Source organism: Pseudomonas sp. NPDC087185, assembly GCF_044744955.1.
Classification (GTDB): Bacteria; Pseudomonadota; Gammaproteobacteria; order Pseudomonadales; family Pseudomonadaceae; genus Aquipseudomonas.
This window is the reverse complement of the sequence record NZ_JBIUZK010000001.1, coordinates 161,545-188,060: the sequence shown is the minus strand read 5'-3', so window position 1 is coordinate 188,060 and position 26,516 is coordinate 161,545. Positions and strand designations below refer to the sequence as shown.

The 26,516-nt window shown below is 63.4% G+C and carries 19 protein-coding genes; all 19 read left to right on the top strand.

What is annotated here, in order from left to right; all coding sequences use genetic code 11:
* Positions 1-4 precede the first annotated feature (4 nt).
* The 19 genes from ACIPIJ_RS00790 (at position 5) to ACIPIJ_RS00700 (ending at position 26,472) form a co-directional block, all read left to right on the top strand.
* Positions 5-1,588 (top strand): flagellar hook-associated protein 3, encoded by a 1,584-nt coding sequence (locus ACIPIJ_RS00790; protein ID WP_401071822.1) that lies wholly within the window; start codon positions 5-7, stop codon positions 1,586-1,588.
* 144 nt (positions 1,589-1,732) lie between these two features.
* Positions 1,733-5,311: a glycosyltransferase gene (locus tag ACIPIJ_RS00785; protein WP_401071820.1), complete on the top strand. Its 3,579-nt coding sequence runs from the start codon at positions 1,733-1,735 to the stop codon at positions 5,309-5,311.
* A 55-nt stretch (positions 5,312-5,366) separates the two neighbouring features.
* Positions 5,367-8,102 carry a glycosyl transferase gene (locus ACIPIJ_RS00780; RefSeq protein ID WP_401071818.1) on the top strand — a complete coding sequence of 912 codons (2,736 nt, stop codon included), beginning with the start codon at positions 5,367-5,369 and terminating at the stop codon, positions 8,100-8,102.
* A 118-nt stretch (positions 8,103-8,220) separates the two neighbouring features.
* Positions 8,221-8,922: a WbqC family protein gene (locus tag ACIPIJ_RS00775; protein ID WP_401071816.1), complete on the top strand. Its 702-nt coding sequence runs from the start codon at positions 8,221-8,223 to the stop codon at positions 8,920-8,922.
* A gap of 50 nt (positions 8,923-8,972) precedes the next feature.
* A complete protein-coding gene (locus ACIPIJ_RS00770) occupies positions 8,973-12,518 on the top strand; it encodes a glycosyltransferase (protein WP_401071814.1) in 3,546 nt (1,181 codons plus the stop codon).
* 67 nt (positions 12,519-12,585) lie between these two features.
* The gene (locus ACIPIJ_RS00765) at positions 12,586-13,314 is read left to right on the top strand and encodes a class I SAM-dependent methyltransferase (protein WP_401071812.1); all 729 of its coding nucleotides are present in this window, start codon (positions 12,586-12,588) and stop codon (positions 13,312-13,314) included.
* Complete coding sequence (locus tag ACIPIJ_RS00760; protein WP_401071810.1) at positions 13,311-14,159, top strand: NAD-dependent epimerase/dehydratase family protein; 849 nt, start codon at positions 13,311-13,313, stop codon at positions 14,157-14,159. The genes ACIPIJ_RS00765 and ACIPIJ_RS00760 overlap by 4 nt, the downstream gene beginning before the upstream one ends.
* Complete coding sequence (locus tag ACIPIJ_RS00755) at positions 14,156-15,133, top strand: ATP-grasp domain-containing protein (protein ID WP_401071808.1); 978 nt, start codon at positions 14,156-14,158, stop codon at positions 15,131-15,133. Before ACIPIJ_RS00760 ends, ACIPIJ_RS00755 begins: the two co-directional genes overlap by 4 nt.
* A complete protein-coding gene (locus tag ACIPIJ_RS00750; RefSeq protein ID WP_401071806.1) occupies positions 15,114-15,800 on the top strand; it encodes a metallophosphoesterase family protein in 687 nt (228 codons plus the stop codon). The genes ACIPIJ_RS00755 and ACIPIJ_RS00750 overlap by 20 nt, the downstream gene beginning before the upstream one ends.
* A gap of 48 nt (positions 15,801-15,848) precedes the next feature.
* The gene (gene rffA, locus ACIPIJ_RS00745) at positions 15,849-16,994 is read left to right on the top strand and encodes a dTDP-4-amino-4,6-dideoxygalactose transaminase (protein ID WP_401071804.1); all 1,146 of its coding nucleotides are present in this window, start codon (positions 15,849-15,851) and stop codon (positions 16,992-16,994) included.
* A gap of 216 nt (positions 16,995-17,210) precedes the next feature.
* Positions 17,211-18,146 carry a ketoacyl-ACP synthase III gene (locus tag ACIPIJ_RS00740; protein WP_401071802.1) on the top strand — a complete coding sequence of 312 codons (936 nt, stop codon included), beginning with the start codon at positions 17,211-17,213 and terminating at the stop codon, positions 18,144-18,146.
* Positions 18,147-18,398: 252 nt separating this feature from the next.
* Positions 18,399-19,250, top strand: coding sequence for a flagellin domain-containing protein (locus ACIPIJ_RS00735; RefSeq protein ID WP_401071800.1), 852 nt, complete (start codon positions 18,399-18,401; stop codon positions 19,248-19,250).
* 71 nt (positions 19,251-19,321) lie between these two features.
* Complete coding sequence (locus tag ACIPIJ_RS00730; protein WP_401071798.1) at positions 19,322-19,699, top strand: flagellar protein FlaG; 378 nt, start codon at positions 19,322-19,324, stop codon at positions 19,697-19,699.
* Positions 19,700-19,779: 80 nt separating this feature from the next.
* Positions 19,780-21,192, top strand: coding sequence for a flagellar filament capping protein FliD (gene fliD / locus ACIPIJ_RS00725; protein WP_401071796.1), 1,413 nt, complete (start codon positions 19,780-19,782; stop codon positions 21,190-21,192).
* Between the two features lie 133 nt (positions 21,193-21,325).
* Positions 21,326-21,721 carry a flagellar export chaperone FliS gene (gene fliS / locus ACIPIJ_RS00720; protein ID WP_401071794.1) on the top strand — a complete coding sequence of 132 codons (396 nt, stop codon included), beginning with the start codon at positions 21,326-21,328 and terminating at the stop codon, positions 21,719-21,721.
* Positions 21,722-21,735: 14 nt separating this feature from the next.
* Positions 21,736-22,032 carry a flagellar protein FliT gene (gene fliT / locus ACIPIJ_RS00715; RefSeq protein WP_401071792.1) on the top strand — a complete coding sequence of 99 codons (297 nt, stop codon included), beginning with the start codon at positions 21,736-21,738 and terminating at the stop codon, positions 22,030-22,032.
* Between the two features lie 165 nt (positions 22,033-22,197).
* Positions 22,198-23,673 carry a transcriptional regulator FleQ gene (gene fleQ, locus ACIPIJ_RS00710; RefSeq protein WP_401071790.1) on the top strand — a complete coding sequence of 492 codons (1,476 nt, stop codon included), beginning with the start codon at positions 22,198-22,200 and terminating at the stop codon, positions 23,671-23,673.
* 205 nt (positions 23,674-23,878) lie between these two features.
* On the top strand, positions 23,879-25,096 hold the full coding sequence (locus tag ACIPIJ_RS00705) for a sensor histidine kinase (protein ID WP_401071788.1): 1,218 nt from the start codon (positions 23,879-23,881) through the stop codon (positions 25,094-25,096).
* Positions 25,096-26,472 carry a sigma-54-dependent transcriptional regulator gene (locus ACIPIJ_RS00700; protein ID WP_401071786.1) on the top strand — a complete coding sequence of 459 codons (1,377 nt, stop codon included), beginning with the start codon at positions 25,096-25,098 and terminating at the stop codon, positions 26,470-26,472. Before ACIPIJ_RS00705 ends, ACIPIJ_RS00700 begins: the two co-directional genes overlap by 1 nt.
* The last annotated feature ends 44 nt before the right edge of the window (positions 26,473-26,516 follow it).

Genomic DNA, 26,516 nt, shown 5'->3' with positions numbered 1-26,516 from the left:
GATCGTGAGCGTACGCATCTCTACTTCGCAGTTCTACAACACCAACAGCGCCAACTACCAGAGCAACTTCGCCAAGACGGTGAGGACCCAGCAGGAGGCCAGCGATGGCATCCGTGTGCGCTCGGCCAAAGACGACCCGGTGGGGGCTGCGCGGTTGCTGCAGCTGGAGCAGCAGCAGAACATGCTGAAGCAGTACAGCGGCAATATCGTCAATGTGCGCAATGCGCTGGGGACTGCCGAGAGCACCCTGAACGCTATCGGCAACGTCCTGCAGCGCGTCAACGAGCTGGCCGTCAGCTCCGGCAACGCCTCGTTCACCGATTCCGATCGCAAAGCCAATGCCGACGAGCTCGCCTCGCTGGAAGACCAGCTGTTCTCGCTGATGAACAGCAAGGACGAGAACGGCAAGTACATCTTCTCGGGCTCCAAGGGGGATACCCCGCCGTACGTGCGTAACGCCGATGGCACCTACAGCTACCAGGGCGACCAGGGCAAGTTGAACCTGCAAGTGGGTGACATGCTCAGCCTGGCGGCCAACGAGACCGGCTACGACGCCTTCGAGCAAGCGCTCAACACCAGCCGCAGCGAGACCAAGCTGACCGCGCCGGCCACCGATGATGGCCGCGTCAGCCTGTCCAACGGCCAGGTCTCGGGCAGCGCGACCTATAACGACCGCTTCCGCGGCGGCGAACCCTACACGGTCGAATTCGTCAGCAGCACCGAGTTCAAGATCACCGACGCCGGTGGCAATGACGTCACCCTGGAAGCCAGCCAGGGCGGCAAGTTCGACCCCAATGGTGCCAACACCACCATCAGCTTCCGCGGTGTCGACCTGCGCCTGGACATCAGCTACAAGGATGGCGACAAGGGCAACGAAGATGCCGTGATCGCCGGCCACACCTTCACCTTGAGCTCCAAGGCCGACGAGGTTTCCGGTACCCGCAGCCCGGGCAACACCTCCTCGGAGCAGGTGACAGGTGCGACCATCACCGACCAGGATGCCTACAAGGCGGCGTTCCCGGCCGGCGGCGCAGTGCTCAAGTTCACCGGGACCAATACCTTCGAGCTGTATGCCTCGCCCGTCAGTGCCGACAGCCGTCCCGTGGCCTCGGGCACGCTGGGTGGGCCGAACGGTACCACTGCCACGGCGGCGGGCGTGAGCTTCGAGCTGTCCGGCGCGCCGGTTGCGGGCGATTCGTTCTCGGTCAAGGTCGATACCCACCAGACCCAGAACGTGCTCGACACCATCAGCCAGCTGCGCAAGGCGTTGAGCACGCCACAAGACAGCGATCCGGTGGCCAAGCAGAATTTCAAGGCCGCGCTGGATTCGGCCATCGGCAACGTCGGCAGCGCCATCAACCAGGTGTCCTCGTCGGTCAGTGCCATCGGTGGCCGCGGCCAGGCGCTGGATGTCCAGGCCGAGACCAACGAAGCACTGAGCACCGAGAACACCAAGACCCAGAGCTCGATCCGCGAAAGCGACCCGGCCGAGGTGATGGTGCGCCTGCAGATGCAGACCAACATGCTGCAAGCGTCGCTGCAGGCCTACGCCAAGGTCGCCGGGCTTTCGCTGGTCAACTACATCTGATTCACCTGGCCCTTCCCCGGGCCATTCACAAGGGCACCCCGGCAGCGGCTGACAACGCCAGGTCAGGGTGCCCTTGTTTCGTTATCGGTTTGCAACCGGCCCGTTCCCCAGGCGAACCGCGCCACCGCTATCAAGGTCGTCATCGTGACTGAGCAGCCTCTCGTCAGCATCGCCATTCCAGCTTTCAATGCCGAGTTCTTTCGCGGCACCCTGGCCAGTGCGTTCGCCCAGGATTACCCGAACCTGGAAATCATCGTCTGCGATGACAGTGCCGACGGTGAGATCGAGGCCATCTGCGAGGCTTTGAGCAAGGATGGCGAGGTGCGCTTGCGCTATGTGCGCAACCCGTTGCGCCTGGGTTTTGCGCGCAACCTGCAGGCTTGCCTGGCGCAGGCGAGCGGTGAACTGATCAAGTTTCTCTGCGACGACGACCTGCTGCTGGACAGCTGCATCAGCCGCCAGGCCAGGGTGCTGACGCAGTGGCAACAGGTCAGCATGGTCATCGCACAGCGGCTGATCTGTTCCGCTGATGACATCCTGCTGCCGTCCCGCGCACTCAATAGCGTGATCGCGCCGCAGAGCGCCGTGCTGATCGGCACGGACTTGCTGGCCAGTATTGCCGACAACGTGCCCAACCTGTTTGGTGGGCTGAGCCACGCGCTGTTCCGTCGCGCTCAGGTCGAGGATTTTCTGGCGCAACTGGTGCTCGACGGCCAGGGCTTCGCGGCACGTCTGGACCTTGCCTTGTACGCCTGCCTGTTGCGCCGGGGGCACCTTGCCAGCCTGGAGCAGGTATTGAGTGTCGAGCGCATTCACGCCGGCCGGCTCAGCCATCATGTCAGCATGACCGAGGCCTACAAGGTCGAGACCGAGTGGCTGCAGCAGATGCTGGCGGCGCGCACCGGTGAGTCGGCGCCTGCCAACGGATGGGTGCGTTACCTGCCACTGGCTGCCTACACCGCCGAGCCCGATCAGGTCTGGGAAGAGTTCGATATCCGACGGTTCTACGCCGGGCAAGTGGCCAACTTCATACAGCAGGTCGGCAGCCACGCGCTGAGCTTTGCCGAGCTGTACAGCGAGTGGCTGGAATGTCGAAACCTGTCGGCCGGGCAACTGCGCTTGCTGCCCAAACGGATCGAGCAGTGGCCTGTTCAGCCCCGTATCGTGCCGATCGTGTCGTGCCAGGCTGGCGATGAGCGGGCCCTGCGCAGCACCTTGGACAGCTTGGCCGTGCAGTCCTACCCCACGGCCCAGGTGCTGGTGCTCGCACCACAAGGGTTCGATACCGTGGATGCGCCTGGCGTGCAGTACCTGACCTTGCACGGCAGTGGCTACGGGCAAATCAATGAGTGGCTGGCCAGCCCGACGACCGCCGACTGGATTGTGCTGATGCGTGCCGGTGACCAGCTGCAGCCACATGCCCTGGTGATCATGGCCGAGCGCATGGCGCTGCGTGCCGAGAGCCTGTGCCTGTACACCGACGAGGACACCTTCGACGGCCTCGCACCCGGCAACCCGATCTTCAAGCCCGATTTCAACCTCGACCTGATGCGCAGCGTGCCCTACGTGGGCCGGATGTTGGCGTTCGACCGTGCGGCGCTGCACGCGTTGGGCGGTTTCGATACCCAGTTCGAGCGTCTGGCGCCGCACGACCTGCTCTGGCGGATGGTGGAAGCCCATGGCCTGCATGTGGTGGAGCATATCGCCGAAATGCTGGTGCACTGCCAATACGGCTATGCCGACTGGCTCGGCGACCCGCTCGGGCAATTGGAGGCACCGCGGGTGGTCGAGGCGCACCTGCAACGCCTTGGGGTTGATGCGACGGTGGAAGGCACGGGCAGTAACCTGGTTTCACACGTGACCTACCGGCACGAGGGCGTGGCGAGCGTATCGATCCTGATTCCTGCCGGTACGCATCTGCAGGCGCTCAGGCGTTGCGTCGAGTCGTTGTTCCAGCACACCGACTACGGCCATTTCGAAGTGCTGGTGATCGCTGACGGGGAGGAACCCGCCGACCTCGGTGACTGGCTGACGGCCATGCGTGGCCTGGGCGGTGACCAGTTGCGCATCATCGACGTGCAGGCGCAGGGCAGGGCGGCGGCCTTGAACCAGGCCAGCCAGTACGCGCGAGGCGACTACCTGCTGCTGTTCGACCCGGGTTGTGCGGTGTTCGAGAAGCACTGGCTTGGTACGCTGATGAGCCAGGCCCAGCGCCCTGAAGTCGGTGTTGTCGGCCCGATGCTCTGCGCGGGTGATGGCAAGATCGTCTCGGCCGGCTTGGTGCTTGGCCTCAATAACGGCACGGCCGGTATGCCGTTTCTGGGCAGCAAACTGGGCGCCGAGGGCTACATGGGCCGCCTGCGCCTGGTGCAGAACTGGAGCGCCTTGAGCCTCGACTGCCTGGTGGTGCGTCGTGAGCTCTACCAGGCGTTGGCTGGCCTGGACTGCAATGCCCTGCAGGCGGGGCTATTCGACGCCGACCTGTGCCTGCGCACCCGTGACAAAGGCTACCTGGTGGTCTGGACGCCGTTTTCCCGCGTTGCCAAGTTGTCTGGCGAAGTGGCAAGCGCCCCGTCTGATGAGGTGGCGCAAGCCGACAAGGATACGTTCCATGAGCGCTGGCTGGCGCGGCTGGCGCGTGATCCGGCCTACAACGACAACCTCAGCCTGCGGTTGGCCAATTTCAACCTCGAGCCAGGGTTGCGCGCGGGCTGGGACCCATTCATCGCGCGGGCGATGCCGTCGGTGCTGGCCTTGCCGACCAACACCACTGCGATCGGCCATTACCGGGTGATTCAACCGTTCACCGAACTTGAGCGCGCAGGCTGGATCCAGGGCCGGATCAATCATACGACGCCAGGGTTGATCGAGCTTGAGCGAGAAAAGCCCGATGTGATGATCCTGCAGTGCCGCTACACGCCGACGAACCTCAAGGAAATGGCGCGCTTCAAGCGGTTTTCCAACGCGCGGCGCATCTACGAGCTGGACGATTACATCATCGAACCGCCGAAAAAGAACGACCATGCCCGTAACCTGCCCAGCAACATTGCCGAGCTGGTCGCCCAGGGCATTGCGCTGTGTGATCGCGTGGTCTGCTCCACCCAGCCCCTGGCCGATGCGCTGTCGAGCATGCACCACGATATCCGTGTAGTGCCCAACATGCTGTCGGCGCAGTTGTGGGCGGGGGTTGCCAGCCAACGCCAGACCAGCGCCAGGCCGCGGGTCGGCTGGGCTGGGGGCACCAGCCACCGGGGTGATCTGGAGCTTCTGCAGGAGGTGGTCAAGACCCTGGCCAACGAGGTCGACTGGGTGTTCTTCGGCATGTGCCCGGAGGCCCTGCGCCCCTACGTGAAAGAATTCCACGGGGCGATTCCGATGGCGGATTACCCGCGCAAGCTGGCCAGCCTCAACCTGGACCTGGCATTGGCGCCGTTGGAGCAGAACCTGTTCAACGACTGCAAGAGCAACCTGCGCCTGCTGGAATACGGGGCATGCGGGTTCCCGGTGATCTGCACGGACGCCAAGGCCTATGCCGGCTATCTGCCCTGCACCCGGGTCAAGGACAACACCACCGAACAGTGGCTGGATGCAATCCGCATGCACCTGGCCGACCCGCAGGCCAGCTACCGCCAGGGCGATGCCCTGCGCGAGGCGGTGCTGCACGACTACATGCTGATGCCGCACCATTTGCAGCATTGGGCCAACGCCTGGCTGGCGGACTGAACGTTGGCGCCGGCTCACGCCTGCGCCGCATTGACAACTGAACAGGTGCTTTATGATGGAAACCGCAATCGGCTCGCGCAAAGATGTGACCGTTGTACTGCTGGGGCAGGGGCAAGCGGAAAGTCGTGCCCGCGCACTGCACTACTATCGTCAGGCCGGTGTGCCTTGCGTAGCCCTTGAGCCGTTGTCCGGTTCGCTGACCGAACCCTTGCTGCACGTGCTCGGCAACCTGGCGACAGCGTTCGTGACCTTGGCCCTGGATACCGATTTCGTGCTGGCCGGTGCGCTGGACGGTGCGGCGACTTGCCTGGCCGCACAGCCCTTGGCAGTGGCCAGCCAAGGCTATGCCCTGGGTTACGCCGCAGGCAACGGGGAGGTCAGCTACTGCCGGATGGGGTCGGCGTTCGCTGCGCTGGGCGACAGTGCGGGCCGTGGCAGGCTTGAGCAATACGCCAGTGCCGGGCAGCAGGCCTGGCGCGCGGTCATGCGCGTGTCGACCCTGCAGGCCGCATTGGCTACGCTGCCAAACGAACTTGACGACGCGGCATGGCGTGTGGCCCTGTCGTACGCCGTGCTGGCCCAGGGGCTTGTGGCCCACTTGGCGCAGACCGACGTGGTCGTCGAGCAGGCGCCTGCCGCGCTCAGCCCGGTGGCCCGCGAGGAACGCCTGACCCAGCTGGTGCGCACGCTGCGCCAGTGGGACACCGAGCAGTACCAGCTGTGTGCCGACGAGGATGGCTTCGCGGTGCTCAACCTGTTCGTACGCAACAGCTATGAGCCAGACGCCGCGTTGATTTTCACTTCCCGCTGGAGCAGCGTGATCGATGAGCCGGAGCGTATTTTCGAACCCCGCCAGGATGTCGCGCTGCCCTACTACAACGGTGCCTTGTTCGCGCAGCTGACGACACTCGAATTCCTCTGCCACGCCTGGCCCACCAGCGCGCAGCACCAGCATGCGCTGGAAGGCATCTGGGTGCGCCAGCGTGCCCTCCTGCTGGAGCACCCCAACGACACCGCCGAGAGTCAGCAGCATCGTTACTGGCAAGCGCTTGCGCTGGGCCTGTTCAATGTCGAGGTGTGCCAGCGCCTGCTGTCGATGCTGAGCGGCGGCGACGACACCGCGCGTGCCCGCGAGCTGGTGGACTGGCTGGCGCGTCTTGAGCAAGTTCCAGGTGGCGACCTGCAGCAGCGCCTGCAAGGCACCGCATCTGGCCAGGTGATCGACGCCATTGCCGCCGGTACCCCGGATCAAGTCGGCCGCCAGCGCGCACTTGCGCATCTGGCCAAGCATCCGGCTGCACAGATTGCGTTCGTGGTGCTCGACCTTGGCAACGACGACCTGGCACTGCAAGCCACGTTCGACAGCTTGCTCAACAGTGGCCTGCGCAATTTCAAACTGTTGGTGCTCAAGGCCGGCAAGCCGCCTGCCATCACCACGCCGCGCGATACCCTGCACTTCATTCAGGTCAGCGAAAGCAACTGGGTGACCCACCTCAACCAGGCGGTTCGCCAACTGCCGAGCGAGTGGCTGCTGTTGCTCCAAGCCGGCGACGAGTTGCTGGCTGGCGGCTTGCTGCGCCTGTCGGTGGAGTTGAGCGAAGCGCCAGGCTGTCAGGCCATTGCGGCCAATGAAGTGCAGCGTGACGGCGACGGGCGTCTGCACAGTGTCGTACGTCCGGGTGCCGACCTTGACCTGCTGCGTAGCCAGCCGGGGCTGATGTCGCGGCATTGGCTGGTACGCCGTCAGGCGGTGCTCGACCTGGGCGGCTACAGCGAAACGAACCGTCAGGCCCTCGAGCTCGACCTGCTGCTGCGCCTGGTCGAGACCCAGGGGCTTGGCAGCCTGGCACACATGGATGACTTCCTGGTGGTCGCTGATCAGCCTTCACCGGCACTGGCCGAGCAAGCGCAGGCGGTTCTCGGCCGGCACCTGACGCAGCTGGGCTATCGCAGCCAGGTCAGCGACCAGGGCGACGCTGGCCTGGCGGTCGACTTCCGTCATGACAGCACACCGCTGGTCAGCATTCTGTTGGCTTTCGAGGGCGATACGGCGCAGTTGCAGGCCTGCCTGTCGGCCTTGCTGCAGCGCACCCGCTACCCGCGCTATGAAATCCTCGTGGCCTGTGCCCATGGCCAGTTCGACCTGGACGGTGCGTATGGCAAAGCCTTGAGCGGGCGCGTCCAACTGCTGGCCGGTGAGCCAGGTGCTTCGCGTGAACAGCTGTTGAACCTGGCCGCCAGCCACGCGCGCGGCGAGTATCTGGTGCTGCTGTCCGAACGTTGCAATGTGCTCACGCCGGCTTGGATCGAGGGCCTGCTGAACGAAGCCCAGCGCCCTGAAGTCGGCATTGTCGGGGCGCGCCTGCAGGCCGCTGACGGTACGCTGGCGCATGCAGGTTATGAGCTGCTCGCCGGCCCGCAGGTGTTCTCGCCGTGGCAGGGGCTGTCGGTCGAAGAAGCCGCCAAGGCTCATTGGGCATCGTCCGTTCGCAGCTGTGCGGCTGTGTCCGCCGATTGCCTGATGGTGCGTAAAGCGGTGTTCGACCACTGTGGCGGTCTGCAGGCGCTGCAAGGTGCCGACATCGACTTGTGCCTGGCCGTCCGCGAGGCCGGCCTGATGGTGCTGTGGACGCCTCGTTCGCAACTGCTGGCCGCTGCTGCCGGCGTAGCTGCCGCCAGCGCGAGTGATGCACTGGCTGCGCGGTGGCCGGCGGCGTTTGCAGGCCAGCTGCCATTTGCCGGTGGTGATGCGCCAGCTGCCCGGTTGCAATGGCTGTCGCAGCTGGCATAGCTCACGTAGCTGGCTCGGGTTTTGCACTAGCTGGGCCAATGGCCCAGCTTTTTTATGCCGGGCGGCGACTTATTGACAGGTCAGGGCTGCCTTCTCTTGCCCTGGATTGGGGCTAGCGATGGCAAAGAAAGTGGCTGTTCTGCAGTCGAATTACATACCCTGGAAAGGCTACTTCGACCTGATCCGAAGTGTCGATGCGTTCGTGTTCTACGACGATGTGCAGTACACCCGTCGCGATTGGCGCAATCGCAACAAGATCAAGACGGCCCAGGGTGAGCACTGGCTGACCGTGCCGGTGAAAAACAAAGGGCGCTTCGATCAGCTGATCAACGAGGTGGAGATCAGCGACCCGAACTGGGCCGAGCAGCACTGGAAGACCATCGCCATGAGCTACCGGCGTGCGCCCTGTTTCGCCGAAATGGAAGGCAAGGTTCGCGCCCTCTACGAACACGCTGGCGGCATGACTCACCTGTCGGCCATCAACCAGTCGTTCATCGCCGGCCTGTGCCCGCTGCTGGGCATCCACACGCCCCTGTACCGCTCCGAAGACCTTGGCCAGGCAGAAGGCCGCAATGAGCGGCTGATCCACTTGTGCCAGGCGGTGCAGGGCAGTGATTACCTGTCTGGCCCGGCGGCCAGCTGTTACCTGGACGAAGCCGCTTTTGCCGCTGCAGGTCTCGGGCTGTCGTACATGAGCTACGCAGATTACCCCGAGTATCCGCAGTTGTTCGGCGAGTTTCAGCATGCGGTGAGTGTGATCGACCTGCTGTTCAATACCGGCGCCGATGCCATGGCGTTTCTGCAGCGACAGGCTGCCTGACGCGGCCTGGGCCGTGACTGCCCGATTTGTGACCTGAACGGAGTTCACCGATGTCGAATCCTGCGCAGCCAGACCTGCTATTGCACGAACAGGCGCTGGCGCGTTTGCGGCTGATGTTTGCCAAGCCGGAACATCCCTACTACATCTATGCGCCCGATTACCGCGAGACGTCTTCCGGGATCGTGTCGCTGCACTACCTCTGCCACTTGCTCAATCTCAATGGCCGTGAGGCCTACCTGTGCGGCACACAGATCGTCAACCCAGAGCTCAAGACGCCAGTGCTCGAGCCGGCAACCGCCGAGCGCCATCGGGTTGCGGGCAAGGTGCCGATCGCGGTGTACCCGGAAGTCACGTCGGGCAACCCGCTCAACCTGCCGGTGGTGGTGCGTTTTCTGTTGAACTTCGAAGGGTTCATCTCCGGCAAGAGCATGAATGCCAGGGCCGATGACCTGTTCTTCTATTACGCGCCGCGGCTGGCCGAGCATCATGGCAACCCTGGCGGCGATCTGCTGTGCCTGCCGACCGTCGATATCCAGATGTTCTGCGCCGACCCTTGCGACAGCGTGCGTCAAGGCCGCTATCTGTACCAGAACCGCCACCCGCTGGAGCGGGTCGACTATGGGCAGCTGCCCGCCGACATCCAGCTGCTGAGCATTGCCAAGGCACTGACGCTGCCGGAACTTGCCGCCGTGCTGCGCGAGGCAGAAGTGCTTTACACCTACGAATGGTCGATGACCTGCGTGATTGCAGTGTTGTGCGGTTGCCCGGTGATTTTCATGCCAGGCCAGGGCATCGACCGGACCTTCCTGGAAAACAGTTTCTTTGGTTGCATCGGCTTTGCCATGCTCGATGAGCCCGATGCGCTCGAGCTGGCCAGGGCCAGTCTTGACCAGGCGTTGCCGCGTTACGTCGAACGCACGGCGCCGTTCTGGCAGCAGCTTGAAGTGTTCATCGCCAAGACCCAGCTGGCCGCGCGGCGGGAGGCTGCCGGCAACCGCTTGGGTATGCTCGATTGGTTACGCCAGCGCTACCCGCAGCCCGAGCAGTTGCGCGTGCTCGATGAGCGGCTGGCATCGCCGACCGCGCCAAGCCTTGACGTACTGGTGCTCGATCACGGTGATCCACTGGCCTTGGCCGCTACCCTGGACAGCCTGGCGCGCGGCCTGTACCGGCGCGCCGAAGTGACAGTGCTGGGCCGACAGTCGCCGGGCCGTGCCGGGGTGCAGTGGTTGCCGGGCGATCCGCAGCAGCCTGTGGCCGCCATCAATGATTGGTTCAGTTCGGCTGACGGTACCTGGTTCATGCTGGTCGAGGCGGGGGCCAGCTTCAATGCCAGCGGCCTGCTGATGAGCGCGGTCGAGTTGTCGGAGGCGCCGGCCAATTGCCTGGCGATGTATGCCGATGAGGCACTGCGCCGCGAAGATGGCACGGTCGAGCTGGCGTTGCGCCCCGGGCTCAACCTGGACCTGTTGCTGGCTTACCCTGCCGGTCTGTCGCGCCATTGGTGGTACCGACGCGAGGCGGTGCTCGGTTTGCATGGCTTCGATCATGCGGGCGGGCGCGCTTTCGAGCTCGAGTTCCAGCTGCGTCTTCTGGTGGAACGTGGCCTTGGCTGCGTGGCGCATGTCAGCGAGCCGCTGCTGATTGCCGACACGGTGGCTGCCGAGCACTGCATCGACCAGCAAGCCGTTATCCTTGCCCACCTGCATGAGCGCGGCTACACCGCTGCCCGGGTGATTCCCGCGCAGGTGGCTGCGGGAAGCTACCGCATTGATTACGGCCACCCGCAGAAGGCGTCGGTCAGTATCCTGATCTATCTGGAAGGGCAGTTGGCGCAGTTCCAGCGCTGCCTGGAAAGCCTGCTGGCGCACGCACCCGCTGTCGACTACGAGGTGCTGCTGATCGAGCCGGGTAACCAGGACCCCGCCTTGCTGGCATGGCTGGAGCTGCTCGGGCTGCTGGAAGGGGTCCGGCTGCAAGTGTTTCGCTTCATGCCCGGCCAGCCGCGCGCCGCCATGTGCAATGCGGCGGCGCAGGACGCCACAGGCGACTACCTGGTTTGGCTCGATGCCCGCAGCAGCGTCCTCGAACGCAACTGGCTGGAGGCGTTGCTCAACCACGCCCAGCGCCCTGAAGTGGGTGCGGTGGGCGGCAAACTGCTCGATAGGGACGGCAACGTGCGCCAGGCCGGCCTGGTGCTGGGGCAGGGCGGCACGGTTGGCCCGGCGTTCCAGGGGTTGCCGGCGCAGGCGTTGGGCTACATGGGCCAGTTATGGCTCGAACGCAACTGCCAGGCTGTCGGGGTGCAATGCCTGATGGTGCGGCGCGAGCTGTTCATCGAGGCCGGGGGCTTCGATGCCGATCCGCTGCTGGCGCCCTGGATCGACGCCGACCTGTGCCTGCGACTGTCGCGCGGTGGCTACCTCAACGTCTGGACGCCCTACGCGCGGTTGTTGTTGGACGAGCAATCGCAGCCCATGCCCAGCGCCGAGCAGGCAGATGCCCTGTACGCGCGCTGGCTGCCCCAGCTGGCGCACGACGCTGCCTACAACGGCAATTTCTCGCTGCGAACCGGTGAGAGTTTCAGCCTGGACAGCAACGGTTTCAGCTGGCGGCCCCTGCAGGGCCGTGCGCCAAGCGTACTCGCCTGCGCGGCCGACCAGCAGCTGGCGGGGCGCACGCGGCTGATCCTGCCATTCAAGGCATTGCGCGAAAGCGGCAGTATCGAGGGGGTAGTGACCGCAGGTGTGCTGACCCCCGTGGACGTCGAGCGTGTGCAGCCGGCGAGCGTCATTTTGCAGCGTCCCCTTGCGGACGCGGGGCTGTTGGCCATGCGCCGCCTGCGGGCCTTCTCCCAGGCCTTCAAGGTCTATGACCTGGACGGTTACCTGCCGGAAATGAGCCTGCCTGGGGAATGGGGCGCCGAAGAGATCGTACAGCGCATGCGCCAGGGGCTGATGCAGGCCGACCGGGTACTGGTCGCCAGCCCTGCGCTGGCCGAGCTGCTGCGCGGCGAGCATGACGACGTGCGCTTGCTCGAAGCCGCACTGCCCGATAGCTGGGGTGCCCTTCGCGGTCAGCGGGGCAAGGGTACCAAGCCGCGTCTGGGTTGGCTGGGTGGCAAGGATTCGGACCTGCTCGCCGAGGTCGTGCCGGCATTGGCCGGCGAGGTCGAGTGGGTGGTGCTGGGTGACTGCCCGACGCCATTGCGGCCGTTCCTGGCCAAATGGCAGCCGGAAGTCGACCACCCGCACCTGGCGTCGGCCCTGCTGGGGCTGGACCTTGACCTTGCGCTGGTACCGATGGCCGAGACGCTAGGCAATGCGTGCTCCGGCGACCTGCGCATCCTCCAGCATGCGGCCTGCGGTCACCCGGTGATCTGCAGCCGGGTGAGTGGTTTTGTCGGCGGTGACTCGCTGCCGCTGACGCGGGTCAACAATCTGGCCGCCGACTGGATAGCGGCGATCCGCATGCACCTGCAGGATCGTCAGGCATCCGCGTGCCTGGGCGATACCTTGCAGGCCAGGGTGCGTGAGGACTGGCTGCTCAAGGGTGAGCGGCTGCAAGCATGGCGGCGTGCCTGGCTGGCGGATTGAGCCACGCGGCATCTGAATTCGAACCACGGCGGATCTTGATCCGACTCAACGCTGGAACTGGGCAAACATGAACAACACTCTCGATACCTTCATCGGCGCGTACAGCGACAGTTTTGGCTACGCCTATGACAACAACATCATGCTCAACTGGTACCCGCGGCGGATCATGGAGTTGTGCGGCCAGGAGCTCGACCTGCTCGAACTCGGCATCGGTCATGGGTTCTCCACCAATCGGTTTTCCCGGTACTTCCGTTCGCACACTGTCATCGACGGTTCGCCGTCGGTGATCGCGCAGTTCCAGGCCCAGTACCCGGACAGCCCCGCGCAGATCGTCGAGGCCTATTTCGAACACTTCGACACAGACCAGCGCTTCGACCTGATCGTCATGGGTTTTGTCCTTGAGCATGTCGAAGACCCTCAGGTGGTACTGCGCAGGTTCAAGCAATTCCTCGCTCCGGGAGGGCGCTGCTTTGTCCTGGTGCCCAATGCGCAGTCGCTGCACCGGCGCTTCGGCCATGCTGCCGGGTTGCTCGATGACATGATGGTATTGGGCAAGGGCGATCACGAACTGGGCCACCTGCGTGCGTATTCGTTGCAGACCCTGACCGAGGAGCTTGAGCAGGCTGGCCTGCGTGTGCTGCGCAAGGAAGGGCTGTTCCTCAAACCGTTCATGACGTCGCAGATGAAAGCCCTGGACCTGAGTGATGCAATCACCACCGCCATGTGCACTGTGGCGATCGATTATCCCGAGCTCAGCTGCGCGTTGATGCTGGAAGCGACGGTCGACACGCTATGAAAAGCCTGGTGATCGGCAGCACCTCGACCATCGGCAAGGCCGTCGCCCGGTCATTGTCACGCCTGGGGCCGGTCAAGCTGGCGGGGCGTCGCGAGGCCGACATCCTGTTCGATCTGAGCCAGCCCGTGTTACCCGCAGGTGGCGAGGCGTTCGATGTGGTGGTGCATGCTGCTGCCGATTTCGGCGGCGGGGCGCCTGATGACCTGATTCGCACCGAGCAGGTCAACGCTGTGGGCGCCCTGGAGGCCTGCCGCCTGGCCGAACACTGCGGGGCGCGGCATTTCATCCTGCTGTCTTCGCGTTGGGCGGCCCATCAGCCGGGCGATCCTTATTACGGTATCTACGCAGTGTCCAAGCGCCATGCCGAAGAATTGGTCAGCCTGTATTGCCAGGCGCGTGGCATGGCCTTGACCATCCTGCGCATCAGCCAGGTCTACGACAGCCAGGCGCAGTGCCGCGTGCACCAGCCGTTGCTGTACGCCATCGCCGACAGTGCCGCTGCCGGCGAACCGGTGCATCTGTACGGTAGTAACGACGCGCGGCGCAGCTACCTGCACGTCGATGACCTGGCAGAAATGTGCGCGCGGGTTGCCGAGCACTGCGTCGAGGGCCTGCATAACTGCGGCCATCCGCAGGACCCGCGGTTGTCCGAGATTGCCGAGGCGGCCTTCGCGGCCTTCGGCACGCTGACGGACGTGCGCTTTGTGCCAGAGAAAAACGATATTCCAGACCTGCCGGCCTTTGTCTGCTCCAGCGACTTGTTCGCGCGCATTGGCTACACCCCCCGGGTCGATATCCGCACCGGCTTCGAGCTGATCAAGGCGCATCGGGAGATACACACATGAGAACGGTCATGGTAACCGGCGTCGGCGCGATCATGGGCTATGGCCTGCTGAAGTCGCTGCGCGAGGCAGACCCGTCGCTTCGCCTGGTAGGCACCGACATCTACGACGATGCGGCGGGCCGGGCCTGGTGCGATGTTTTCGAGCAGGCACCCCTGACCGCCGAGAAGCGTTACGCCTCGTGGTTGCTGGAGGTGATCGCCAGGCATGAGGTCGACCTGTTGATTCCGGGCATCGAGCAGGACGTGCACTGGCTTTGCGATAATCGTGCCTTGCTGCAAGGCACCCCGTGCCAGGTAGCGCTCAATGACCCGCAGTTGATCGACCTGTCTCGCGACAAATGGGCAATGGATCAGGCCCTGATGGCGATGGAGGAACCCTGCCGTATCCCCAGTGTGCTCAGCGGTGACTTCCACGCGCTGAAACAGGCACTCGGCCTGCCGTTTCTGCTCAAGCCACGCAAGGGTTATGCCTCCAAAGGGCTGGTGTGGGTGCACCAGGAACAGGACTTCACCGGCAATGCCGGGCAGTTGGGCGACGTGCTGATGGCCCAGCCGGTCATCGGCAGTGCCGCACAGGAGTTCACCGTAGCCGTATTTGGCGATGGCCAGGGGGCGACGGGGCCGATGATCACCCTACAGCGCAGCTTGGCGTCGGACGGTTCCACGGCCAAGGCACGGGTCTGCCAGCACGCTTCGCTGGATGAGGTGGTGGCCCGGTTGTGCCGTGCATTCAAGCCGGTCGGCCCGACCAACCTGCAGTTTCGTCGTGATCACGATGGCAGCTGGAAGTTGCTGGAGATCAACCCGCGAATTTCTTCGACCAGCTCGATTCGCCGAGCCTTTGGCTACAACGAGGCGGCGATGTGCCTGGCGTTCTACCTCGACCACCAGACGCCGCCTGCTCCCGCTGTCAGGACGGGTTTCGCCGTCCGCTTCATCGAGGACTTGATCATCCATGATCGGGATCATTTCTGACGTCCATGGCAATTACAGCGCGCTGCGCAGCGTGCTGGCCAGGCTCGATGCCCTGGGGGTGTCGCGGATCATCTGCCTGGGTGACACCGCCGGTTATTACTGCCAGGTGAACGAGTGCTGCGATGCGTTGCGCGAGCGCGAGGTCTTTTCGGTCATGGGCAATCATGACTGGTACCTGGCCAGGCAGGAGCGCTGCCCACGCTCCAACAGTGCCAATGCCTGCCTGGATTATCAGGCGGGGGTGATCAGCGAGCAGAACCTGGCGTGGCTCGACAGCCTGGCGTTACAGGCCGTCGAGCAGGGCATTAGCCTTGTGCATGGCGGCTGGAACGACCCGCTCGATGAATACCTGCGGCCCTCCCAGGCCTATTTCGATGCGCTGCCGGGTAGTTGTTTCGCGTCCGGGCATACCCATGTGCAGTACCTGTGGCAGGGGCAGGGCAAGGTCTACTGCAACCCCGGCTCGGTTGGCCAGCCGCGTGACGGCGACCCGCGCGCCGCGTTTGCAACCTGGGATGGCAAGGCGTTCGAGCTGCACCGCGTCGAATACGACATCGCGCAGGTTCAGCAAGCCATGGCCAGGGCCGGATTCACGCCGTACTTCTATGAAAACCTCGATAAAGGCACCCAGATAGGTGGAAGGATCAGCTCCATCGAGGGGCTTTGAGCCGCCAGCCTGTACCGCCTTCCACCGACCTACTGCGGAATGACAGCAATGAGCACCGACAAGATCTTCTTCAATCGCCCGCACATGACCGGCAAGGAGCTGTACTACATTGCCGAAGCCAAGTTCGGCAACATGCTCGCCGGCGACGGTACGTTCACCAAGCGCTGCCACCAGTGGCTGGAAGCGCACACCGGTTGTGCCAAGGCGCTGCTCACCCACTCCTGTACCGCTGCCCTTGAAATGACCGCGCTGATGCTGGATATCCAGCCGGGCGATGAAGTCATCATGCCGTCCTACACCTTCGTTTCCACCGCCAATGCCTTCGTGCTGCGCGGCGCGGTACCGGTGTTCGTCGATATCCGTGCCGACACCCTGAACCTCGATGAGCGCCTGGTCGAGGCCGCCATCACCCCGCGTACCAAGGCCATCGTGCCCGTCCACTACGCCGGGGTCGCCTGTGAAATGGACAGCATCATGGCCATCGCCCGCAAGCATGGCCTGCATGTCGTCGAAGATGCCGCCCAAGGGGTGATGTCGACCTACAAGGGCAGGGCGCTGGGCAGTATCGGCGACCTGGGGGCGTTCAGCTTCCATGAGACCAAGAACGTGATCTCGGGCGAGGGCGGGGCATTGCTGGTCAATACCCCGGAACAGGTGCTGCGGGCCGAGATCATTCGCGAAAAAGGGACCGACCGAAGCCGCTTCTTCCGTGGCGAAGTGGACAAGTACACCTGGCAGGAAGTGGGCTCGTCGTTTTTGCCCGGGGAGCTGATTGCGGCGTTCCTCTGGGCGCAGCTGGAAGAAGCGCAGGCGATCACCGACAACCGCCTGGCGACCTGGGATGCCTACCATGCCTCCCTGGCCGGCCTTGAGCGGCAAGGGTTGCTGCGCCGCCCCATCGTGCCGCAGGACTGCCAGCACAATGCGCATATGTACTATGTGCTGCTCGCCCCGGGTATCGATCGTCAGGCCGTGCTCAGTGCGCTCAAGCAGCATGAAATCTATGCCGTGTTCCATTATGTGCCGCTGCATTCGTCGCCGGCCGGTGAGCGTTATGGGCGCACGCACGGCGCCATGGAAGTGACCGACTACAGTGCCGAGCGCCTGTTGCGGCTGCCATTGTGGTGGGGCATGCCCCAGGCCACCCAGCAGCGCGTGGTGGAGATTCTGAGCGATACCTTGAACCGGTTCTGACGCCCTTGGGCGGGCGCAACGCGCAACGCCGGTCTATTCGACAAAAAGAGCGTGACCTGGCAGTCAGAACGCGCATCTTCACTGTATATTGTCGAAAACCGGGAGCCGCTGCGCTGCACCTGGAAAACACACAGGGATCGGTGTCTACCGTATCGCCTGGTGTTTTGCCGTTGCGCAGGCAGTGGGTACTTCGCTGTTATTGAATTGGGAAGCCATATGATTGGCATTAAAAGCATCGCCAGCTACGTGCCTACCGAAGGGGTGGACAACTACGCCCAGGGCGCGAAGTTTGGCAAAGACCAGGATTTCATTTTCGGCAAGATCGGTTCGACCTTCTTGCCGCGCAAGGACACCGCTCAGGAAACCTCCGACCTGTGCGTCGAGGCCGCCAGGAATCTGTTCGCTGCCAACCCCTCGCTGGACCCGGCATCCATCGACGCCGTGATCGTCGTGACCCAGAACGGTGACGCCGAAGGCCTGCCGCACACCGCCGCGATCGTCCAGCACAAGCTCGGCCTGTCGACGGCCATCGCTGCCTTCGATATTTCCCTGGGCTGCTCGGGCTATGTCTACGGCCTGTACGCGATGAAGGGCTTCATGGAAGCCGCCGGCCTGAAGAACGGCCTGCTGATCACCGCCGACCCCTATTCGAAGATCGTCGACCCCGAAGACCGCAACACCACCATGCTGTTTGGCGATGCCGCCACTGCTACCTGGATGGGCGAGGGTGCCACCTGGCAGCTGGGCAAGTCGCTGTTCGGCAGCGACGGTGCTGGCGCCGAGCACCTGCGCACCACCGACGGCAAGTTCTTCATGAATGGCCGTCAGGTTTACAACTTCGCGCTGGTCAAGGTGCCTGCGCACCTGCAGCAGCTGCTCGAGGCCAGCGACCTGCAATCCGACGACATCGACCTGTACTGCCTGCATCAGGGCAGCGCAGCGATCGTCGATGCCGTGTCGGCGCGCTTCGGTGAAGGTGAGCACAAGCAGAAGTTCGTCAAGGACATGGTCGAGACCGGCAATACCGTGTCATCGAGCATTCCGTTGCTGCTGGAAAAGCACGTGCTCGGCTCGCAGCACAAGCGTGTGGCCCTGAGCGGCTTCGGCGTAGGCCTGTCGTGGGGTTCGGCGATCATCGAACGCCGTGGCTGACCGTTCATCGCCGTGATAGACGCCGCCGCCTTCAGGCGGCGTTTTCTTTTCTAATCTACAGGGGCGAGGTGCCTGTAATCTGGCGTCAACTCCTTGATTTCATTGGGCTGGCAGGATGCCAGTAAAAATTTTCCAAAATCCCCTAAAGCAACCCGCCCTGACGACGATAACTATTACGAAGGTTCTCTGTGCCACACCCGGCGAATTGCCAAGGCCGGAAGCCGCAGTACCCAATCCAACGAGGAATTCGTCATGGCTTTGACCGTTAACACCAACACCACCTCTCTGGGCGTTCAGAAAAACCTGAACCGTGCTTCCGATGCACTGAGCACCTCGATGACCCGTCTGTCCTCCGGCCTGAAAATCAACAGCGCCAAAGACGACGCCGCCGGCCTGCAGATCGCTACCCGCATGACCTCGCAGATCCGCGGTCAGACCATGGCTATCAAAAACGCCAACGACGCCATCTCCATCGCCCAGACCGCTGAAGGCGCGATGCAAGAGCAGACCAACATCCTGCAGCGTATGCGTGAACTGGCTGTTCAGTCGCGAAACGACAACAACAGCGAAGACGACCGCGCCGCTCTGGACAAAGAATTCCAGTCGATGCTGAAGGAAATCGACCGTATCGCCGGTTCGACTCAGCTGAACGGCAAGAACCTGCTGGACGGTACCGCTGGCGACATGACCTTCCAGGTCGGTTCCAACACCGGTAGCGACAACCAGATCACCATCAGCCTGAGCGACGCGCTGAACACCGCCGGCGCTCTGTCCGGTCTGGCTAGCCAGAACATCACCGGTGCCGACAGCTCCTCGGCCGAAGCCACCTTCACCGCCGCCATGAGCGCAATCGATGACGCCCTGAACGCCATCAACAGCACTCGTGCCGACCTGGGTGCCGTACAGAACCGTCTGACCAGCACCATCAACAACCTGCAGAACATCAACGAAAACGCCGAGGCCGCTCGTGGCCGCGTTCAGGACACCGACTTCGCTGCTGAAACTGCCCAGCTGACCAAGCAGCAGACCCTGCAGCAAGCTTCGACTTCGGTTCTGGCCCAGGCCAACCAGCTGCCATCCGCTGTACTGAAGCTGCTTCAGTAATCGTTGATGGTAATCGGCGGGGGAGTGCATGATAAGGCGCTTCCCCGCCTTTTCGTTACGAGGTGGTAGATATGGACATGAGCGTCAAGCTGAATCTGTCCTACCCGGCTGTTCGTTCGGCCGAGCAGGTGGGTGACAAGCCGGTTGCCCGGTCGGCAGATACGCCTCGCGGCAACGGTGATACGCTGGAACCCAAGGCAGTGACTGCTGCCGAAAAAAGCAGTGATGCCGAAAAGGTGAAAAACGCCGTTTCGGAAATTGAAAAGTTCCTCAGTTCCTCCCGGCGCAACCTGCAGTTCTCGACGGATGAAGAATCCGGCAAGATCGTGGTCAAGGTCATCGCCAGCGAGACGGGTGAGTTGATTCGCCAGCTGCCTTCGGAAGAGGCGTTGCGAATCGCCAATAGCCTGAGTGATGTAAACAGTCTTTTGTTCGACGCCAAGGTGTGATCGGCGGCGAAGTTTTCAAGCGGGAATGATGTCTGTCTTGCAGGAGCAGGGCCTGACGTTCCAGAAAGAGGGATAACTGTATGGCGAGCACACTGGTATCTAGTATCGGCCAAGGTACAGGTCTGAATATCACCGACATGGTCAGCGCATTGGTCAATGCCGACACTGCGGCCAAAAAGGCGCAGATCACCCGGCAGACCAGCAACAACAGCGCGATGATTTCGGGTGTGGGCTCGCTGCGCAGTGCCCTCACGGCGTTCCAGGACGCCATGAAGAAGCTCAACGATACGACTGCCCCTGCGTTCAACGCCTATTCGGCGAAGTCCGCCAATGAGGCAGTAGTCAAGGTGACTGCCAGCAACACCGCCGTGGCGGGCAGCTACGATATCGTGGTCAATCAGCTGGCCACGGGCTCCAAGGTTGCCAGTGCCCCGTTGGACGCTGGTGCTGCGTCTGCGATTACCGCAGGCAAGATGACCATCGAGCAGAACGGCAACACTTACGAAATCGACGTGGCCGGTGGCTCCACGCTGCAGACCGTGCGCGACCAGATCAACAAGGAACTGAGCGTCCAGGGTATCTCCGCCAACATCGTCAACGGCGAGGGTGGTGCGCGCCTGGTGCTCAGCTCGACCACCACCGGTGCAAACACCGACCTCAAGGTCAGTGGCATTCCCGAGCTGGAAATCGACGGCACGGAGAAGATGAGCGATACCGGCGCAGGTTTCATCACCGCCATCGCGCAGGACAGCGAGCTGACCATCGATGGTTTGACGGTAAAAAACAGCAAGAACACCATCAGCGATGCGATCAGTGGCATCACCCTTGAGCTGACGGGTGTCAGCACCAAGTCCGGCACCACCGGCACGCCGACCAGCGTGACGGTTGCCCAGGACAACGACGGCCTGAAGAAAAACGTCCAGGCGTTCGTCGATGCCTACAACACGCTGCAGAAGACCATTACCGCCCTGACCACCAGCACCCGTGACGAGGATGACAACCTCTCGCTCGGCCCGCTGAGCAACGACCCGACTACTCGCTCGCTGGTCAACGATATTCGCAAGGTGCTGTCCGAGGTAGGTTCGGGTGACCAGTTGACCACCCTGAGCCAGCTGGGTATCAACACCACCAAGGACGGCACCCTGGAATTCAACGCCACCAAGTTCACCTCGGCGATGAATGACAAGAAGCTGGGTTCGCAGGTGCAGGAGCTGTTCACCGGCAGCAATGGCATCATCGAGCGCATGAACAAGGCCATCGACCCTTACAACGCCACTGACGGCAGCCTGGCCACGCGCAAGGCCAACCTCGACAAGGTGGCGAAGAACCTGTCGGACCAGCAGCTGGCCCTGGATCGTCGTACCGAGGCACTGACCGAGTCGCTGACCAAGAAGTACGTGGCGATGGACACCATGGTCGCCAAGCTCAATGCCCAGGCTGACCAGATCAAATCGGTCTTCGATGCGCTCAACGCCCAGGCCAAGAACTCCTGATCGGCCCTGAGTGACAAAAGCCCGGCTGCGTCCATGCGACGCGCCGGGCTTTTTGTTTTGGCCCTAAAGTTTTTTGACGGGCCGGCGATACACAGGGTACAAGCAACCTTTTTCGCTGCAACGAGGTAGATCCATGAACCCGATGTTGGCCCTTCGGCAGTACCAGAAAGTCAATGGCGTGGCCCAGACCTCCGAGGCCAGCCCGCACCGTCTGGTACAGATGCTCATGCAGGGCGGTCTTGATCGCATGGCTCAGGCCAAGGGCGCCATCGCGCGCAAGGACGTTGCCCAGCGGGGCATCTTGATCGGCAAGGCCATCGATATCATCGGCGGCCTGCGCGAAGGCCTCGACCTGGAAAACCACGCCGACAGCCTGGCCGAGCTGGACAGCCTGTACACCTACATGAGCCGACGCCTGATTGAGGCCAACGTGAAAAGCGACCCGGCCATCATCGATGAAGTCGCGCGCCTGCTGATCACCGTGAAGGAAGGTTGGGACGCGATCGGCGACCAGTCGCCGGCCCCCTGAACAAGGAGGATGCCATGAGCGATGTAATCACCCGTATCGAACAGACGCGCCAGTTGCTGCTGGCCGCATTGGCCAGCCGCGACTGGGATGCTGTGGGTGAACTGGACCTGGAATGCCGCCTGCGCATCAATGATGTGCTCACCGAGGCACAGGGCCAGGAGGCGGATGTGCGTGATAGCCTGGAGCAGTTGCTGGACGTTTACCGGCAACTAATCGATGTTGCAAGTGGTGAACGTCAATCAGTAGTCGACGAGATGATGCAAATCCGTCAGGCGAAAAACGCCGCCAAGGTATACCATCTGTTCACGTGACCACAGATGTCCTAAAAGTCGTGCGCCATTAATTTGACTGTATGTGTTTTTTTGACTTTACTAGTGGCTGTTTTCGTATTTCAGACGTCCGACCACTGACCATTCAGTCAGAATGATGTCGAGCACGCCTTCGGGCGCCGATATGACTAGGGAAGTTGCTATTGCATGTGGCGTGAAACCAAGATTCTCCTGATCGATGACGACAGCGCCCGCCGCCGCGATCTGGCGGTGGTTCTGAACTTTCTCGGCGAAGAAAACCTGCCCTGCTCCAGCCAGGATTGGCAGCAGGTGGTGGAGTCGTTGTCTTCGAGCCGCGAAGTACTCTGCGTGCTGATCGGAACCGTAAATGCGCCAGGCAACGTGCTTGGGTTGCTTAAGACAGTGGCCGGATGGGATGAGTTCCTTCCGGTGTTGCTGATCGGCGAAATTTCTTCCGCGGATTACCCGGAAGAGCTGCGCCGTCGCGTGCTGTCCAACCTCGAGATGCCGCCGAGCTACAGCCAGCTGCTCGATTCGCTGCACCGTGCCCAGGTCTACCGCGAGATGTACGACCAGGCTCGTGAGCGCGGTCGCCAGCGCGAACCCAACCTGTTCCGCAGCCTGGTCGGCACCAGCCGTGCCATCCAGCATGTGCGGCAGATGATGCAGCAGGTGGCCGACACCGACGCCAGCGTGCTGATCCTCGGCGAGTCCGGCACCGGCAAGGAAGTGGTGGCGCGCAACCTGCACTACCACTCCAAGCGCCGCGAAGCGCCATTTGTTCCGGTCAACTGCGGGGCGATCCCGGCCGAGTTGCTTGAAAGCGAATTGTTCGGTCACGAGAAGGGGGCTTTCACCGGCGCCATTACCAGCCGTGCCGGGCGTTTCGAGCTGGCCAACGGCGGTACCTTGTTCCTCGACGAGATCGGCGACATGCCGCTGCCGATGCAGGTCAAGCTGCTGCGCGTGCTGCAGGAGCGCACCTTTGAGCGCGTGGGCAGCAACAAGACCCAGAGCATCGACGTGCGCATCATCGCCGCGACGCACAAGAACCTCGAGAGCATGATCGAGGACGGCACCTTCCGCGAAGACCTGTATTACCGCCTGAACGTGTTCCCGATCGAGATGGCGCCGTTGCGTGAGCGCGTGGAAGACATCCCGCTGCTGATGAACGAGCTGATTTCGCGCATGGAGCACGAAAAACGCGGTTCGATCCGCTTCAACTCCGCCGCGATCATGTCGCTGTGCCGGCATGGCTGGCCGGGCAACGTGCGCGAGCTGGCCAACCTGGTCGAGCGCATGGCCATCATGCACCCGTACGGGGTGATTGGCGTGTCGGAGCTGCCGAAGAAATTCCGCTACATCGACGACGAGGACGAGCAGCTGGTCGACAGCCTGCGCAGCGACCTCGAAGAGCGTGTGGCGATCAACGGCCACGCGCCGAACTTCTCCAGCCACGCCATGCTGCCGCCTGAAGGCCTGGACCTCAAGGACTACCTCGGCAGCCTGGAGCAGGGTTTGATCCAGCAAGCGCTGGACGATGCCAACGGTATCGTGGCGCGGGCGGCTGAACGTTTGCGTATCCGCCGTACCACGCTGGTGGAGAAGATGCGCAAGTACGGCATGAGCCGTCAGGGTGGTGAGGAGCAGGCGGAAGACTGACGCCAGGCAGGCCCGCCCCTCATCGCCGGCAAGCCGGCTCCCACAGAAACTGCATTCCTTTCGAGCCAGTGCAGTGGCTGTGGGAGCCGGCTTGCCGACGATGAGGCCGGTGCCGGCATCATAAATCCCCTATCCCCGGCACGGCTATTGCTACACCGCTGGCACCACACCGTTTTTATGACGGTCAGCCACGCGAGAGAGCACGATGCCCCAGGCCGCCCACTTTTCCCGAGCCCCTGATCCGCAGGGGCGTACCCCGGTCGAACAGGAGAGTCGACAGGGGCTGGAGCAGGCATTTGCCCTGTTCAACCAGGTTTCCACGCAGCTCAACCAGTCCTACAGCATGCTCGAAGCGCGCGTCAGCGAGCTCAAGGGCGAGCTGGCGGTGGTCGGTGCGCAGCGCATGGCCGAGCTCAACGAAAAGGAGCGCCTGGCCAACCGCCTGCAGAACCTGCTCGACCTGCTGCCCGGCGGCGTGATCGTGATCGATGACCAGGGCCTGGTGCGCGAGGCCAACCCGGCGGCCTGCGAGCTGCTCGGCGAGCCATTGCTTGGCCAATTGTGGCGCCAGGTGATTGCCCGCTGCTTCGCCCCGCGCAAGGATGACGGCCATGAGGTTTCGCTGCGCGATGGCCGGCGCCTGTCGATTGCCACCCGTTCGCTGGATGCCGAGCCTGGCCAGCTGGTGCTGCTCAACGACCTGACCGAAACCCGTCGCCTGCAAGACCAGCTGGCCCGGCATGAGCGCCTGTCGTCGCTGGGGCGCATGGTCGCCTCGCTGGCCCATCAGATCCGCACGCCGTTGTCGGCGGCCATGCTCTATGCCAGCCACCTGGCCGATGCCGAGCGCGAGCTGGCGCCAGAGACCCGCCAGCGCTTTGCCGGCAGCCTCAAGGAGCGTTTGCACGAACTGGAGCACCAGGTGCGCGACATGCTGGTGTTCGCCCGCGGCGAGCTGCCGCTGGGTGACCGGCTGACCCCCAAGGGCCTGTTCCAGGCCTTGCAGCAAGCTGCCCAGCCGCACGTGCAGGGGCATGCCGTGCGCTGGCAGTGCGACAGTCACCTCGGTGAGCTGCTGTGCAACCGCGACACCTTGGTCGGTGCCTTGCTCAACCTGATCGAGAATGCCCTGCAGGCCAGTGATGGCGCTGCCCGGCTCAAGGTGCACCTGTTCCGTCGTGGGCACACCCTGCACCTGAGTGTCAGCGACGCCGGCAGTGGCATCGACGCTGACCTGCTGGGCCGTCTGGGTGAGCCGTTCCTGACCACCAAGGCTACTGGCACGGGCCTGGGCCTGGCGGTGGTCAAGGCGGTGGTGCGTGCGCACCAGGGCACGCTGCAGTTGCGTTCGAAAGTGGGGCGCGGCACTTGTGTAACGGTGGGGCTGCCGTTGATCGTCGGGCAGCCCGCGGAGGCCGTGTAATGGCCGTCAAGGTGTTGCTGGTCGAGGATGATCGCGTATTGCGCCAGGCGCTGGGCGATACCCTGGAAATCGGTGGCTTTGCCTACTGTGCCGTGGGCAGTGCCGAAGAGGCGCTTCAGGCAGTGGAAAGCGAGGCATACAGCCTGGTGGTCAGTGATGTGAACATGCCGGGGATGGATGGGCACCAGTTGTTGGCGCAGTTGCGCCGCCACCACCCGCAACTGCCGGTGTTGCTGATGACCGCTCACGCGGCTGTGGAGCGCGCCGTGGAGGCCATGCGCCAAGGTGCTGCTGATTACCTGGTCAAGCCGTTCGAGCCCAAGGCCCTGCTCAGCCTGGTCGAGCGGCATGCCGTGGGGCGCCTGGGCGCGGCCGAGGACGAGGGGCCGGTGGCCCGTGTGCCCGCCAGCCGGCAATTGCTGGAGCTGGCCGCGCGCGTTGCGCGCAGCGACTCGACCGTGCTCATCTCGGGGGAGTCGGGCACCGGCAAGGAAGTCCTCGCGCGCTACATCCACCAGCAGTCGCCGCGGGCCGCGCAGCCCTTTGTGGCGATCAACTGCGCGGCCATCCCCGACAACATGCTTGAGGCCACGTTGTTCGGTCACGAAAAAGGCGCCTTCACCGGTGCCATCGCCGCCCAGGCCGGCAAGTTCGAGCAGGCTGAAGGCGGCACGCTGCTGCTCGACGAAATTTCCGAAATGCCCCTAGGCCTGCAGGCCAAACTGTTGCGCGTGCTGCAGGAGCGCGAAGTGGAGCGCGTCGGTGGGCGCAAGCCGATCGCCCTGGATATCCGTGTGCTGGCCACCAGTAACCGAGACATGGCGGGCGAGGTGGCGGCTGGGCGCTTCCGCGAAGACCTGTACTACCGCCTTTCGGTATTCCCCTTGGCCTGGCAGCCGTTGCGCGAGCGCAGTGGCGATATCCTGCCGCTGGCCGAGCGCTTGCTGGCACGGCACGTGGCGAAAATGAAGCATGCACCGGTGCGCCTTTCCCCGGCGGCGCAGGCCTGCCTGCAGGCGTATGCCTGGCCGGGCAACGTGCGCGAGCTGGATAACGCCTTGCAGCGCGCGCTGATCCTGCAGCAGGGCGGGGTGATCGAGGCGGCGGATTTCTGTCTGGCAGGCGCCATTCCCTTGTCGGCGGTAGCCAAAGCCCCCGCTTCGCCCGTCGCCGTTGAGGAGGCAGCCGACGCTGGCGGCCTGGGTGATGACATGCGCCGCCACGAGTTCCAGATGATCATCGACACCCTGCGCGCCGAGCGCGGCCGCCGCAAGGAGGCTGCCGAGCGGCTGGGTATCAGCCCGCGAACCCTGCGCTACAAACTGGCCCAGATGCGCGATGCGGGGCTTGATGTGGAAGCCAGCCTGTTCGGCTGATCACGCAAATTAAAGGTGAATGGGGCGGGCTGGCACTCTTGTTG

Coding starts and splice junctions, on each gene's coding strand:
- ACIPIJ_RS00700 (WP_401071786.1), top strand. CDS start 25,096: ATGGCCGTCAAGGTGTTGCTGGTCGAGGATGATCGCGTATTGCGCCAG.
- fleQ (WP_401071790.1), top strand. CDS start 22,198: ATGTGGCGTGAAACCAAGATTCTCCTGATCGATGACGACAGCGCCCGC.
- ACIPIJ_RS00755 (WP_401071808.1), top strand. CDS start 14,156: ATGAGAACGGTCATGGTAACCGGCGTCGGCGCGATCATGGGCTATGGC.
- ACIPIJ_RS00705 (WP_401071788.1), top strand. CDS start 23,879: ATGCCCCAGGCCGCCCACTTTTCCCGAGCCCCTGATCCGCAGGGGCGT.
- ACIPIJ_RS00740 (WP_401071802.1), top strand. CDS start 17,211: ATGATTGGCATTAAAAGCATCGCCAGCTACGTGCCTACCGAAGGGGTG.
- ACIPIJ_RS00765 (WP_401071812.1), top strand. CDS start 12,586: ATGAACAACACTCTCGATACCTTCATCGGCGCGTACAGCGACAGTTTT.
- fliT (WP_401071792.1), top strand. CDS start 21,736: ATGAGCGATGTAATCACCCGTATCGAACAGACGCGCCAGTTGCTGCTG.
- ACIPIJ_RS00760 (WP_401071810.1), top strand. CDS start 13,311: ATGAAAAGCCTGGTGATCGGCAGCACCTCGACCATCGGCAAGGCCGTC.
- ACIPIJ_RS00750 (WP_401071806.1), top strand. CDS start 15,114: ATGATCGGGATCATTTCTGACGTCCATGGCAATTACAGCGCGCTGCGC.
- rffA (WP_401071804.1), top strand. CDS start 15,849: ATGAGCACCGACAAGATCTTCTTCAATCGCCCGCACATGACCGGCAAG.
- fliD (WP_401071796.1), top strand. CDS start 19,780: ATGGCGAGCACACTGGTATCTAGTATCGGCCAAGGTACAGGTCTGAAT.
- ACIPIJ_RS00770 (WP_401071814.1), top strand. CDS start 8,973: ATGTCGAATCCTGCGCAGCCAGACCTGCTATTGCACGAACAGGCGCTG.
- ACIPIJ_RS00730 (WP_401071798.1), top strand. CDS start 19,322: ATGGACATGAGCGTCAAGCTGAATCTGTCCTACCCGGCTGTTCGTTCG.
- ACIPIJ_RS00735 (WP_401071800.1), top strand. CDS start 18,399: ATGGCTTTGACCGTTAACACCAACACCACCTCTCTGGGCGTTCAGAAA.
- ACIPIJ_RS00780 (WP_401071818.1), top strand. CDS start 5,367: ATGGAAACCGCAATCGGCTCGCGCAAAGATGTGACCGTTGTACTGCTG.
- fliS (WP_401071794.1), top strand. CDS start 21,326: ATGAACCCGATGTTGGCCCTTCGGCAGTACCAGAAAGTCAATGGCGTG.
- ACIPIJ_RS00775 (WP_401071816.1), top strand. CDS start 8,221: ATGGCAAAGAAAGTGGCTGTTCTGCAGTCGAATTACATACCCTGGAAA.